The sequence below is a fragment of the Allobosea sp. LC85 genome (assembly GCF_000735605.1).
In the GTDB taxonomy this organism is placed as follows: Bacteria; Pseudomonadota; Alphaproteobacteria; order Rhizobiales; family Beijerinckiaceae; genus Allobosea.
Genome location: NZ_JPKG01000043.1, coordinates 1 through 13,464, shown reverse-complemented (window position 1 = coordinate 13,464; position 13,464 = coordinate 1). Strand labels below are relative to the sequence as shown.

The 13,464-nt window shown below is 63.3% G+C and carries 12 protein-coding genes; 8 read left to right on the top strand and 4 right to left on the bottom strand.

Going from position 1 to position 13,464, the window contains the following annotated elements:
* Nucleotides 1-147 precede the first annotated feature (147 nt).
* On the top strand, nucleotides 148-1,905 hold the full coding sequence (locus tag FG93_RS19720) for an AsmA-like C-terminal region-containing protein (RefSeq protein ID WP_043237381.1): 1,758 nt from the start codon (nucleotides 148-150) through the stop codon (nucleotides 1,903-1,905).
* Nucleotides 1,906-2,454: 549 nt separating this feature from the next.
* On the opposite strand, the gene gyrA is transcribed toward FG93_RS19720, so the two are convergent.
* A complete protein-coding gene (gyrA, locus tag FG93_RS19715) occupies nucleotides 2,455-5,259 on the bottom strand; it encodes a DNA gyrase subunit A (RefSeq protein WP_043237380.1) in 2,805 nt (934 codons plus the stop codon).
* Nucleotides 5,260-5,482: 223 nt separating this feature from the next.
* Nucleotides 5,483-5,998, bottom strand: coding sequence for a hypothetical protein (locus FG93_RS19710; RefSeq protein WP_043237376.1), 516 nt, complete (start codon nucleotides 5,996-5,998; stop codon nucleotides 5,483-5,485).
* Nucleotides 5,999-6,039: 41 nt separating this feature from the next.
* On the opposite strand from FG93_RS19710, the gene FG93_RS19705 reads away from it, so the two are divergent.
* Nucleotides 6,040-6,672: a MarC family protein gene (locus FG93_RS19705; protein ID WP_043237373.1), complete on the top strand. Its 633-nt coding sequence runs from the start codon at nucleotides 6,040-6,042 to the stop codon at nucleotides 6,670-6,672.
* 232 nt (nucleotides 6,673-6,904) lie between these two features.
* Here FG93_RS19705 and FG93_RS19700 read toward each other — a convergent pair whose 3' ends face one another.
* The gene (locus FG93_RS19700; RefSeq protein ID WP_043237422.1) at nucleotides 6,905-8,083 is read right to left on the bottom strand and encodes a homoserine O-acetyltransferase; all 1,179 of its coding nucleotides are present in this window, start codon (nucleotides 8,081-8,083) and stop codon (nucleotides 6,905-6,907) included.
* Nucleotides 8,084-8,174: 91 nt separating this feature from the next.
* On the bottom strand, nucleotides 8,175-9,290 hold the full coding sequence (locus tag FG93_RS19695; protein ID WP_043237371.1) for a M20 family metallopeptidase: 1,116 nt from the start codon (nucleotides 9,288-9,290) through the stop codon (nucleotides 8,175-8,177).
* Nucleotides 9,291-9,458: 168 nt separating this feature from the next.
* On the opposite strand from FG93_RS19695, the gene FG93_RS19690 reads away from it, so the two are divergent.
* From FG93_RS19690 to FG93_RS19665, 6 genes are all read left to right on the top strand, one after another.
* On the top strand, nucleotides 9,459-9,851 hold the full coding sequence (locus FG93_RS19690; RefSeq protein ID WP_052513955.1) for a metalloregulator ArsR/SmtB family transcription factor: 393 nt from the start codon (nucleotides 9,459-9,461) through the stop codon (nucleotides 9,849-9,851).
* 2 nt (nucleotides 9,852-9,853) lie between these two features.
* Nucleotides 9,854-10,348, top strand: coding sequence for an SRPBCC family protein (locus FG93_RS19685; RefSeq protein WP_200878132.1), 495 nt, complete (start codon nucleotides 9,854-9,856; stop codon nucleotides 10,346-10,348).
* A 92-nt stretch (nucleotides 10,349-10,440) separates the two neighbouring features.
* Complete coding sequence (locus FG93_RS19680) at nucleotides 10,441-10,875, top strand: VOC family protein (protein WP_043237369.1); 435 nt, start codon at nucleotides 10,441-10,443, stop codon at nucleotides 10,873-10,875.
* A 400-nt stretch (nucleotides 10,876-11,275) separates the two neighbouring features.
* Nucleotides 11,276-12,262, top strand: coding sequence for an NADH-quinone oxidoreductase subunit NuoH (nuoH, locus tag FG93_RS19675; protein WP_043237367.1), 987 nt, complete (start codon nucleotides 11,276-11,278; stop codon nucleotides 12,260-12,262).
* Nucleotides 12,263-12,292: 30 nt separating this feature from the next.
* Nucleotides 12,293-12,859, top strand: a complete 567-nt coding sequence (locus tag FG93_RS19670) for an NADH-quinone oxidoreductase subunit I (protein WP_043237364.1) — start codon at nucleotides 12,293-12,295, stop codon at nucleotides 12,857-12,859.
* 46 nt (nucleotides 12,860-12,905) lie between these two features.
* Entirely contained in the window at nucleotides 12,906-13,346 is a 441-nt protein-coding gene (locus tag FG93_RS19665) for a CBS domain-containing protein (RefSeq protein ID WP_043237361.1), read from the top strand.
* Nucleotides 13,347-13,464: the final 118 nt, after the last annotated feature.

Here is a 13,464-nt window from a genome sequence, read left to right as displayed (position 1 = left end):
CACCGTAAGGCGTTGCGGCTCTCGTAGCCGATCCACAGCTTGTATGCCGGAAATAGGCCCCTCAACTCGACAAGCCCCCCGGCATCGTCATAAACAATTTTAGCTTGACCTCCGGTTCGATTCCGGTTGCAGCCCGGCCGAAGGCCCATGACACGACGCGTTTCCATCCTCGTCTATTCGCTCGCCATCGGCCTGGTGCTGCTTGGCCTGCAATCCTGGGGCGTTGCCATCGGCCTGGTCGAGCGCCATGTCGTTTCCCGCATCGAGGATCGCACCGGGCTGAAGGTGACCGGCCTCGAGCGCGCGAATATCGTCCTGCTGCCTTTGCCACGGATCGAACTCTCGCAGGTCAGCTTCAGGCAGCATGACGGACTGCTCTCCGGCAAGGCGTCACAGCTCAAGGCGCGCGCGCGCCTGCTGCCGCTCCTGATAGGACGCCTCTCCTTCGACCGGATCGATCTGGTCTCCCCCGAAATCGATGCCACTGTCGCTGGCCGGAACGACGAGCTTTCGGAGTGGCTCGCAACACCCCTCGCCTATCTCAGCGGCCTCACGAACCAGAGCCGGATCGTGATCATTTCGGGCTCGGTCTTTGCACGAGCCGAAGGCGCGATCCGCACCATTCTGCGCGATGTCAATCTGGTCATCGAGGACCGCGACCCCGAAGAGCCGATCATCGCCTCGGGGTCCGTGACCTGGCGCGGTGTCGCGACCAATCTCAGCGTTGTCTGGCCGGTCGCCGGCGAGCGGGCCAGGCTTTCCTTGTCCGCGACCTCGGAACGGATGAATCTGCGCCTGGACGGAATTCGCTCCGGGCTGCGCGAGCCGGTCTTCAACGGGCAACTGAGCCTCGCGACACGGTCGCTGCCGGACCTGTTCGGCTGGTTCGGTGAGACGCCCCGTCTCGCGGCGGCCATCGGACAGCTCAGCCTTGCCGCTGAAGCCCAGATCAAGGCCAACGAGATCTCGCTCAGCAGCGCAAGCGCCATCTTCGACGGGGACCGCCTCGACGGCGCAATCATGCTCGGCGAAGCCGGCCAACGCTGGTTCCTCTCCGGAACGCTCGCCGGCGCGACGCTCGATCTTGGCCGGATGACGAGCCGGCTCGGTCTGCCAAAACCCGGCGCCGGGCTCGCCAACCCAACGCCGCTCGAATTCGAGGCCTGGACGGCCCATGATATCGACCTGCGTGTCTCGGTGGATGCTGCCCGCCTTGGCGGTGCGCGTCTCAGTGACGTTGCGACCCAGTTACTCGTCAAGAAGGGGCGCTTCGAAGCCGGCTTGCTTCGCGCGACGGCCTATGACGGCAGCGTCAAGGGCCGCCTGCTTGCGAGTGCTGTCCCGAATGCCATCGACGTGAAGCTGCAAGGCAATCTCGACCGTATCAATCTCGGACAGAGCGCGGCCGACCTGCCCGACCTGCCCAAGCTGAGCGGGCAAGGCAATCTGCAGTTCGCGCTGGATGGCACCGGCACCACGGCCGAGGCTGTTCTCGCTTCCTTGAACGGAAGGGCGAGCCTCAGTCTGCGTCAGGGCGAGCTTGGCGGCTTTGCCTTCAGCGACCTGCTGCGCCGGGCCGAGCGCAATCCCGTTGCAGCCCTGCGGGAATGGCGGCAAGGCAAGACAGCATTCGACAATGCGAGCGCAACGGCGAATGTCGCGGATGGCATCGCAACAATCGCCGACGCCCAGATGACCGGCCCGACCTATCGTCTCACGCTCGCGGGCCAAGCGTTCCTGCAGCAAAGCTGGATCGAGATGGCCGGCCAGTTGGCGCAGCAGAGCGGCTCCCTGACGGTGCCGCTCGTCCTGCAGGGCCCGCTCGAGGGTCCATCGCTCGCGCTCGACTCGGAAGCCACTTTGCGCCCTGCCGGCAGCAGCCTGCCAAATCTCCTGACACGCTGACGCTGGAGCATGCTGCGAAAAAGTGGCAACGTTTTTTCGCATAGAGCATGCTCTAAACTATGAGATTCGATCACGTTTTCTGCATTTTGACGATTTCGTCCAAACGCAGAAAACGTGATTGAGGCTGGCTCAATCAGCATCCGAGCAGATTGAGCTTGAGCCTGCGCTTGCAGCCTCGCGATTGACCTGCCTGTGGGCCAGTGTTTCCTCATCGCAACCAGTGCGGAACCCAGGCCACGCGTGCACCCATGGAGCCGGTCCCATGGCGGCGGCTCGATATCGTCGTCGTCACCCTGGCCTTTGCCGGCTTTGCCGCACTGGACTCCGTCACCTGGATTGCAGCCACGCCCGCTGCATCAGACGGTGACAAGAAGGTCGTGCCCCGCCCGGCGGGCATTCGCCCTGGGCGTGCTTGCGATCGGGCTGTCGGTTCTTGTCGCGGTCCTGGCCTGAGGCATGATGCCGAGAGTGTTCGGCATCATGCTCTGGTTGTTCCTCTGAGCGGACAGCCCAGGCTCCAGGTCATTTCAAACCTGCAATGAGCCGCTCTCAGGCTTCCTGCGCGGGCTCGTCGGCCGGCGCAGGACCTTCGTCCTCTGCCTCGTCATCACCTGCATCACCGATGCACTCGACCGAGACAACCTTCTCCCCGGCAGCGGTGTTGAACACCGTGACACCCTGGGTCGAGCGGCCGGCAATGCGGATGCGGTTATCAGGCCCCTTGTCGACCGGCACCCGGATCACTTGCCCGCCATCGGTCACGAGCATGATCTGGTCCGTATCGACAGCCGGGAAGGAGGCGATCAGCTTGCCGTTGCGCTCGTTCACCACCATGGCGACGATGCCCTTGCCGCCGCGTCCGGTGACCCGGTACTCGAAGGACGAGGTGCGCTTGCCATAGCCCTTCTCGGACACAGTCAGGATGAACTGCTCCGCAGCGCCCATCTCGGCATATTTCTCCTGACCGAGTTCGATGTCGCTGGCGGCCTCCTCGCCCTCGCTTGCCTGAACCGGCTCGGCGGTGTCGTCGCCTTCGCCGTTCAGTGCCTTGCGGGCAGCGGCGGCGCGCCTGAGATAGGCCGCGCGCTCATCCGGCGTCGCATCGAGATGGTGCAGGATGGCGAGCGAGATCACCTCGTCGCCATCGGCGAGGTTGATACCGCGCACGCCGGTCGAGTCGCGGCCCTTGAAGACGCGCACCTCGGGCACGGCGAAGCGGATGCACTGGCCGGCCGCCGTGGTCAGCAGCACGTCGTCATGCTCCGAGCAGATCTGCACGTCGACGATGGAGTCACCTTCGTCGAGCTTCATCGCGATCTTGCCGTTGCGATTGACCTGCACGAAGTCGGAGAGTTTGTTGCGGCGGACATTGCCCGTCCGGGTCGCGAACATCACGTCGAGCCGCGCCCAGCTCTCCTCGTCCTCCGGCAGCGGCATCACCGTGGTGATGCGCTCGTCCTTCTCCAGCGGCAGCATGTTGTTGAGGAACTTGCCACGTGCATTCGGCGCCGCCAGCGGCAACCGCCAGACCTTCTCCTTGTAGGCCTGGCCGCGCGAGGAGAAGAAGATGATCGGCGTATGCGTGTCGGCAACGAAGAGCCGGGTGACGAAATCCTCGTCCCTGGTCGACATGCCCGAACGGCCCTTGCCGCCACGCTTTTGCGCCCGATAGGTCGAGAGCGGCACGCGTTTGATGTAACCGGCATGGGACACGGTCACCACCATGTCCTCGCGCGCGATCAGGTCCTCGTCGTCAAGATCGGAACCCCAGTCCTGGATCACCGTGCGGCGCGGCGTGGCGAAGGCAGCCTTCACCTCGGCGAGTTCCGTCTTGATGATCGACTGGATGCGGGCGCGCGAACGCAGGATGTCGAGATAATCCGCGATCTCGGTTGCGAGCTTGGCGAGTTCATCGCCGATCTCGTCGCGGCCGAGGGCGGTCAGACGGGCGAGGCGCAATTCGAGGATCGCCTTGGCCTGGGCATCGGACAGGCGATAGGTGCCGTCGGCGTTCATCGGATGCCGCGGATCGTCGACCAGCGCGATCAGCGGCGCGATGTCCTCGGCCGGCCAGTTGCGCTCCATCAGCGAGGCGTGCGCGGCGGCCGGGGTCGGCGCGGTGCGGATCAGGCGGATGACCTCGTCGATATTGGCGACGGCGGTGGCAAGGCCGCAGAGCACATGGGCGCGCTCGCGCGCCTTGTTGAGCAGATAGCGCGTGCGCCGAGAGACGACTTCCTCGCGGAACTCGACGAAGGCCGAGAGGAAGTCCTTGAGGTTCAACACCTCCGGCCGGCCGCCGGTCAGCGCGACCATGTTGGCACCGAAGGAGGTCTGCAGCGGCGTATAGCGGTAGAGCTGGTTCAGCACGACATCCGCCATGGCGTCGCGCTTGACCTCGATGACGACACGCACGCCCTCGCGGCTGGATTCGTCACGCAGGTCGGCAATGCCTTCGATCCGCTTTTCGCGGACCAGATCGGCGATCTTCTCGACCATCGAAGCCTTGTTCACCTGATAGGGAACCTCGGTGACGATGATCGCCTCGCGCTCCTTGCGCAGCTCCTCGATATGCGTCTTGGACCGCATCACGATCGAACCGCGCCCGGTGTGATAGGCGGAGTGGATGCCGCTCTTGCCCATGATCGAGGCGCCGGTCGGGAAGTCCGGACCGGGCACGATCTCGATCAGGTCGTCGATCGAGAGTTCGGGATCGTCGATCAGCGCGATGCAGGCATCGATCACCTCGCCGAGATTGTGCGGCGGAATATTGGTCGCCATGCCGACCGCGATGCCGCCGGCACCGTTGACGAGCAGGTTCGGATAACGCGCCGGCAGAACCCGCGGCTCATGTTCCTTGCCGTCATAGTTCGGCTGGAAATCGACCGTGTCGAGGTCGAGATCCTCGAGCAACGGCATCGCCGCCTTGTCGAGCCTGGCCTCTGTATAACGATCGGCCGCCGCGGAATCGCCATCCATCGAGCCGAAATTGCCCTGGCCGTCGATCAAGGGCAGGCGCAGCGAGAAATCCTGCGCCATGCGGACCAGCGCGTCATAGACCGCCATATTGCCGTGCGGATGGTACTTACCCATCGTATCGCCGACAATGCGGGCGCATTTGGTATAGGGCCGGTCCGGCAGGTTCTTGTTCTCGTGCATCGAGAACAGGATGCGCCGGTGCACCGGCTTCAAGCCGTCGCGGACATCGGGAAGAGCGCGGCTGACGATCACGCTCATCGCGTAATCGAGATAGCTCTTCTTCATCTCGTCAGTGATGGCGATCGGCTTGATGTCGCCGCCGAAATGCGCGTCTTCCGGCGGGCCGCCGCGCGTGTCGTTGTCGTCTTCGCTCAAGGGATGAGGTCCCGTTTTCTACGATTTTTCAAGCTTCTGGCTATCCGATTCCGCCCCGCGAAGCCAGTAAAAGACGAATCTCTCCAGAGAAATTAAAACTGTTTGTTTTCAAATAATTGCGAGCCGTTTTTGACTCACTTTCCGAGGCCTCCCACATTGCCGCCACGTTTCATGGGAAATCGCGCGCCGAGATCATCAGGACCGTCGCCTGGCAGGCATCGAGCTAGATCCTGCGAACCTTCGGAGCAAAGCGCCGAAAGGCCGCTTCAATCTCCTCTTCACGGCACGCCACGTCATGGAGCGGGAGGCGAAGGCCGCTCCAGGTGACCGGCCACGTCTTCAAGGGTTCGGTGACCTTCGGCTCATAGAGTGCGGGCTCCGTCAGGCCGACGAGGAGAACAATCCCATTCTCCCTGTCAGGATCGATGAAGTAGGTCTGGACTGCGGGCCACGGCACCTTTCGCGCGAACACATTCGGCACCCAAAGCCCCTCTTCATCAAATGCCAGATGGACCGAGCGGTCAGGTTCACCCAGCGCTTTCCCGACGGCGAGAAGCAGAAAAAGGGAGCCAAAGAGAGCGACACCAATCACGGCCGTCCACCCACCTTTGGATGCCAATTCGTAGACAATCCATCCGCCGAAGCCGACATAAAAGAGCGCTTCCCAGCGGCTCTCGTTCCCGCGGAACTCAATGCTGACTGGCGCTTCAGTGTTGGTCGGCAAGTCGAAGGAGCCCATACTATTTGGTTTACTCCATCAATCCATCATAGCTTGATTGTATGAATATCGACTACCTCACTTCCGCCCTCGTCACACTGCTGGTGACACTCGATCCGCCGGGCCTCGCACCGATCTTCCTGTCCCTAACGCGCGGCATGTCGGCCGACGAGCGCAGGCAGGTCGCGGTGCGCGCCTGCATCATCGCTTTCGGCATCATGGCCTTCTTCGGACTTGCCGGGGATGTCGTGCTGAAGGCGCTCGGCGTCTCGCTGCCGGCCTTCCGCATCGCGGGCGGGTTGCTGCTGTTCTGGATCTCGTTCGAGATGGTGTTCGAGCGCCGCAACGAACGCAAGCAGGCGACCGCCGAGACCGCGATCACACAGGATCACATCCGCAACGTTGCCGCCTTCCCGCTCGCCATCCCGCTGATGGCAGGCCCCGGCTCGCTGACCGCGATGATGCTGCTCGCCGGCCGCGCCAACGGCGATCTGGCCATGCTCGGCTCGCTGGCGGTGATCTGCGGGCTGGTGATCCTCTCCTGCCTCGTGACCTTCTTCATGGCGACGCCGATTGCGCGCCTCCTCGGGGTCACCGGCAATGTCGTGCTGACCCGCCTGCTCGGCGTGATCCTCGCCGCCCTCGCCGTGCAATTCGTTATTGACGGTGTGCGCGCCGTGATCGGGGGCGGCTAGATCATCGGACCGGATATTGTATCCGGCCAGATGATCTAACCTCCTGTTTTTGCATCGGCTTTCTCGAAAACCGCAATCCACTTTTCGGGGCCGATGCTTTAGAACGCTGCCGCCTCGAAGAGGGCATCACCGACCTGGCCGGGCTTGCTCCGGCCATTGGCGCATGTGCTGCCCGTCATCGTTTCAAAGCCTCATGCTCGGCACAAGGCCGAGCATGAGGCTTTGCTGCGCTTCACTTCTCCAGGAAGGCCCGGATCGCCCCCTCGGCCTGCTTCATCGAGATGACGCCGTCGAGGTGCCCGCGCGAGCCTTGAATGGTGACGTGGGAGATCTCGACGCCCCCCTGTTTCATGCCATCGACCGTCCTGCCGATCGTATCCGCGGTGAAGACCAGATCCTTCGGCTGCGTGATCAGCAACACCGGCGCCTTGATCTTCGACGCACCATTGGCGAGCGAGGTACCGCCGGCGGCAAAAAGCTGGTTGGCTTTCACGAGATAGAGGAAATGGTTCGCGTCGGACACCTTGGCGCGCGCCTCGCCGGCATTGTCGAGAATGCTCTGGACCTGGAACCTGTTTCCGAGGGCCTTGGCGGGGTCCTCGCCTTCCTTGGCCGGCCGGCGTCCGAAGGTGCCATTGGTCCAGTCGCCGTGGTTCGCCTGCAGCGTCACCACCGCCAGCGCCTTGGCGAGGCCGGCATTGGGCGGCGTCCCGCCGTAATAATCGCCCTTGTTCCAGTTGGGATCGACCAGGATCGGCGCCGCCCAGACATCGAGCCAGGCGATGAGCTGCGCATCGGCTTCGGCAGCACCGATCACCGGCATCGCCTTGGCCACCATCTCGGGATGGCTTGCTGCCCATTCCCAGGTCTGAAGCGCGCCCATGGATGGGCCGGCGACCAGCGCCAGCTTCCTGATGCCCAGGCTCTCAACCAGCGCCTTCTGGACATTGACGAAGTCGCCGACGGTGACGATCGGGAAATCGAGCGCATAGGGCTTTCCGGTATCGGGATTGACCGAAGCCGGGCCGGTGGTCGTTGTCTTCGGGTCGCCGGTGTTGAGGTTCACCAGCGTGTCGGAAGAGAGGACGAAGTACTTGTTCGTGTCGATCGCCTTGCCCGGGCCGACGATGGCATCCCAGTAGCCTGGGGCGGCATCCTTGGCGTCATACTTGCCGGCGGCATGTGAATTGCCGGAGAAGAAATGGCAGATCAGGATCGCATTCGACTTGTCGGCATTGAGCGTGCCGTAGCTCTCCCAGCCGACCTTGACGTTCTTGAGTGTGCGCCCGCCTTGCGTCGTGAAGCTCGGCAGCTCGAACACCTTCTTCTCGACCATCAGGTCTTGTGCCGCCGCCATTCCCGCCACCATCATGCAAGCCGCGCCGAGGGCGCCCGCGATCCAGTTCCTCATGCCCGCTTCCCTTCCCAAGGTCAGCCGTCTTGCGGCCTTGGGAAGCATCAGAGCGGATTTCGGGCAGAAGCGGAAGCGGGAAGCTCGGCGTTCAGACCGTCTCGAGCAGCCCCTTGATCAGGGCTCGACGCGGTGTGATCGAGGAGATCAGCGCGTATTCCTCGAGCGTATGGGCGCCATTGCCGTCGATGCCGAGACCGTCCAGCGTCGGCACGCCGAGCGCTGCCGTGAAGTTGCCGTCCGAGCCACCACCGGTCATCGGGCAGTCCTGCAAGTCGAAGCCGACCGTCGCCGCAACGCCACGTGCCGTCTCGAACAACTGCGCAACCGTGCTCGACTTCTCATAGGGAGGCCGATTCATGCCGCCCGTCACCGTGATCTTCACATCGGGATCGCGGGGAGTGAGCCCAAGGATGCGGTTCTCCATCATCGAGCCGTCGGCAAGCGTGGTGACGCGCACATCGACGCTGAACCAGGCATGCTGCGGAATCACGTTCGCCGCCGTGCCGCCGCCGATCAAGGCGACCGACGTCGTGATGCCGCGCGCGTAGTCCGTCATGCCCTCGATGGCGAGGATCTGATGCGCCGCCTCGCGGATGGCGCTGCGCCCGTCGGCATGGCGCGAGCCTGAATGAGCCGGGCGGCCCTCGAGCCTGACATCGAAGCGGCCGACACCCTTGCGGGCCGTGACGATGCGGCCGCCTTCACGCGCCGGCTCGGTCACCAGCACCGCTGCCGACTGGCGCCCGATGCCCTCGATCACCGAACGGGTGGTCGGCGAGCCGATCTCCTCGTCCGGAGTGAACAGGAAAATCATCGGCCGCTTCGCCGAGCCCGCCTTCGCCACATCCTTGAAGGCCTGCAGGGCGAGCCAGGCACCGCCCTTCATATCGTAGACACCTGGACCATAGAGCCTGTCGCCCTCGATCCGGACCGGCAAATCCCGAGCACTCGTCCCAACCGGGTGGACGGTGTCGAGATGCGACATGACCGAAACAGCCTTCTCGCCGTTATCGAGCCCGGCCCTCAGGATCACGCTGTCGCCGAGCCCGTCGCGCCCCGGCAGGCGCTCGACCGCGATCGGCAGGCCTTCGACCTCCTTGGCGACGAGGTCCATCATGCCATTCACGCCAGGAGCGTGATGGGTGGGGCTTTCCAGCGCGATCCAGACGGACAGGGCTGAGGCGGCGGGATCTGTGTTGCTCATAAGCGCTGCACATACGCCCGTTGCCCTGCCGCACACAAGGATTTCACGCGCCGGGTCCGCGATGCCTGATCCGCATGACGGACCTGTCGGAAGGCCCCGCCCCTCAACCTTGACAAGGGCGGCGCTCCGGTAAATAACAACATCGTTATATAACCTATTGGTAATTAAATGACACCATCCGGCCGACTCGACACCACCTTCGCTGCCCTCGCCGATCCAACCCGGCGGGCGATCCTGGCACGCCTCACCCTGGGCGAGGCTTCGGTGACCGAGCTGGCCCAGCCTTTCGCGATGAGCCAGCCGGCCATCTCCAAGCATCTCAAGATGCTGGAACGCGCTGGACTGATTTCGCGCGGACGGGACGCGCAACGCCGCCCCTGCCGGCTCGAGCCCCAAGCGCTTGCCGACGCAAATGGCTGGCTCGAAGGCTACCGCCAGTTCTGGGAGACGACCTTCCAGCGCCTCGACCTCCTTCTCGACGAGATGAAGGCCGAGACCGGACAACCCGCCATGAACCCCAAAGCCAAGAATCCCAAAGGCATGAGCCCCAAAGGAGAGTGACGATGATGACGACCGCCGACCTGTCCGTCTCGACGCCCAGCGACCGCGAAATCCTGATGACCCGCCTCTTCAACGCACCGCGCGAGCTGGTCTTCGAGACAATGTGCAAGCCAGAGCTGCTGAAACGGTGGCTGAGCGGCCCGCCGGGTTGGTCCCTGGAGCATTGCGAGGTCGATCTGAGGGTTGGCGGCAGCTTCCGCCATGTCTGGCACGGGCCGGACGGCGCCGTGATGGGTATGGGCGGCACGTATCGCGCGATCACGCCCCCGGAACGTATCGTCCGGACCGAGCTGTTCGACCAGGATTGGACCGGAGGCGAGGCCGTTGCGACGCTGGTCCTGACGGAGCAGGCGGGCAAGACCGAACTGGCCCTGACCGTGCTCTATTCCTCGCGCGAGGCCCGCGACGGCGCGCTCAGGAGCGGCATGAAGGAAGGTGTCGCGGCGAGCTACGGGAAGCTCGACGCCCTGTTTGCTGAAAGGCAGCCGGCCGCCTGAGCCATTCCGCCGATCATCTCTGGAAGCCCCGCGCTCGCCGCATTCGGGCGCCCGCCCGCTTTACCCCCCACAAGCAAGAGGAGGAGACGACCATGCAGAAGATCACCCCGTTCCTGTGGTTCGATGGCCAGGCTGAGGAGGCGGCAAAGTTCTACACCTCCGTCTTCAAGAATTCGAAGCTCGGCGGCGTATCGCCCATGGCCGCCTCCTTCGAGCTAGAAGGCCTGCAATTCACGGCGCTCAATGGCGGGGCGCGCTTCAAGTTCACGGAAGCGATCTCGCTCTATGTGAACTGCGAAACCCAGGACGAGGTCGACTACTACTGGGACAGGCTCGGCGATGGTGGACAGATCCAGCAATGCGGTTGGCTGAAGGACAGGTTCGGCGTCTCCTGGCAGGTCATCCCGTCAGTACTGCCCAAGCTGTTGAGCAGCCCTGAACAAGAGAAGGCCGGCCGTGCCATGCAGGCGATGCTTCAGATGCAGAAGATCGACATTGCCGCGCTTCAAAGAGCCTATGACGGCTGAGTGGACAGGAGGCGAGTCATCCCCACGTCCTGAACGTCTCGGCCCAGCAAGCGCGAGGAGATGATGCGGCGCGACTTCGATGCGGCCGCTCGCACAGACCGCGCGCTATTCGCGGGGGCCGTCCTCAGGACCGGCATGGCGGATGGGCATGAGGCAGAGCTACGAGTGGCTCGACGAGATGCCCCCCCGACAAGCCGAGAGGAACCCAGCCGCCTCATTTGCCTGAGACCGGACACGCCATAGTCAGAGACGGTAAGACTGTGATATCGTTATACAAAGCGTATCCCCCCGCCGCAGCCTGACAACGGCGCAAGTGCTTAGTGTACGGCCGAAGCCAAAGCCTGGTCGCGGGCCTCGGCTCATTGAACAAGTAGCCGCAAGTCCTGGAACTTGTCGTCTCATGGAACTTGTCGTCGCCCTTGGCCTGATTGTCTTCAAGGTCGCGCTGCTGATTGCGATCCTGCTGCTGCTGCCCTTGCCGCTGACCTGGCTGGAACGCAAGATCGGCGGGCACATCCAGCAGCGGATGGGGCCGATGCGCGTGGGGTGGCACGGGCTGCTGCAGCCGCTGGCGGACGGAATCAAGCTCCTGACCAAGGAGGACCATATCCCGGCCGAGGCCGACCATTTCCTGTTCAAGCTCGCGCCAATCCTGGCGCTCGCCCCACCCTTTGTGGTGTTCGTCGCGATCCCCTTCGGCGAAACCGTCTCGGTCCGCAATGCCGAGATCACGCTCTACGTCTCCAACATGAATGTGGCGCTGCTTTTCGTCTTCGCGGTGATCGGGGTCGAGGTCTATGGCGTCATCTTCGGCGGCTGGGCCTCGAACAGCAAATATGCGGTGCTGGGCAGCCTCAGGACCTGCGCGCAGATGATCAGCTACGAGATCCCGATGGGGTTTGCGGTCATCGGCGTGGTCATGCTGGCCCAATCCATGAGCCTGCTGGAGATCGTGCGAGCGCAGGCCGATGTCTGGAACATCATTTACCAGCCGGTCGGGTTCTTCGTGTTCTTCGTCGCCGGGCTGGCCGAAGCGCAGCGCATTCCCTTCGATCTGGCGGAAGCGGAAGGCGATCTGGGAGCCGGGTTCCACACCGAATACAGCGGCATCCGCTTTGCGTTCTTCATGGTCAGCGAATACGCCATCGTGCTGCTGGTATCGGTGCTGGCGGTGATCCTGTTCTTCGGCGGCTGGAACGGCGTGCTGATCCCGTTGCCGCCGCTCCTCTGGTTCCTGCTCAAGGTCGCGTTCTTCATCTACGTGTTCATGTGGTTCCGCTTCACTTTCCCGCGCTACCGCTACGACCAGCTGATGGCGATCGGTTGGAAAGTCTTGCTTCCACTGTCTCTGGCGAACATAATCATAACCGGACTCGTGTTCCTTTAGCAGGAACGACGACTCCGCAGCGAGGCGGCAATGTCGCGCGCAGTGGCCAAGTATGGAGCATGGATCGGCTGGGCGTTCTTCGCCGATCTCGTGAACGCTCTGGCGCTCACGTTCGGCTACATGTTCTCCAAATCCGTGACGATGCAGTATCCGGACAAGGAAAAATGGCTGCCCTATCCGCGCTATCGCGGGCATCACTTCCTGAAGCGCGACGAAGAGGGGGAGATCAAATGCGTGGCCTGCGAGCTCTGCGCGCGGATCTGCCCCTGCTACTGCATTGAGGTCGTCCCCTACGAGGACGAGAAGGGCAACCGGCGCCCCGCCAAGTTCGAGATCGACACGGCCCGGTGCCTGTTCTGCGGGCTGTGCGAGGACGCCTGCCCGGCGGACGCGATCGCGCTTGGCCAACAATACGAATTCTCGAGTTTTTCCTCGCGTGACCTGGTGATCGGGCGTGACGATTTGCTCGGCAAGCCGGGCAAGGCGGCGACCGGCGGCGGTGTGGTCGCCGCGCGCCTGGACACGGAAGGGGACGTTCTGGTCGAGACGAGCGAGGCGCAGGGATACAATTGGTGGCGGAATATCCGACGAAGGTGAGCGCGCGTCGACTGTGAAGCTTGAGCCCGCAGAAGGGGAGGCTCAGATGATTGTCTGCGATATCTTGAAGGGCAAGGCTCCCGAGATCATCTCGGTCACTCCGGATCAGACTATGGTGGAGGCCCTGCGGCTGTTTCGCGACAGCAACATTGGCTTCGTCGTCGTCAGTCGTTCGCCTGGGGACTATCAGGGCACGGTGTCGGAGCGGGACTGCTGCAATGCGATCGCTGACTACGGCAGCGAGGCGCCCATGATGCGGGTTGCCGACATCATGAACCGCGACGTGGCGACCTGTTCGATACGCGATGGGCTGCCCCTGGTGATGGCGATCATGACGATGCGGCGCACGCGCCATGTGCTGATCATGGATGGCGAGATCCTCGTCGGCGTGATCAGCATCGGCGATGTGGTCAAGCACCGGCTCGAGGAATCGCTGCACACAGAGCAGGTGCTGCATGATTACATTGCCGGGACTGGCTATCACTAGCAGGCTGCTGAAATTCCTGCTGCGTTTCCGCGAGTTTGGGTTGTGGGCGCGATTTTTTGACGGATATCGGCCGGTTTTGGGCTGTCCGGCGCAGGGGTTCTGGTCATATTGGCCTATT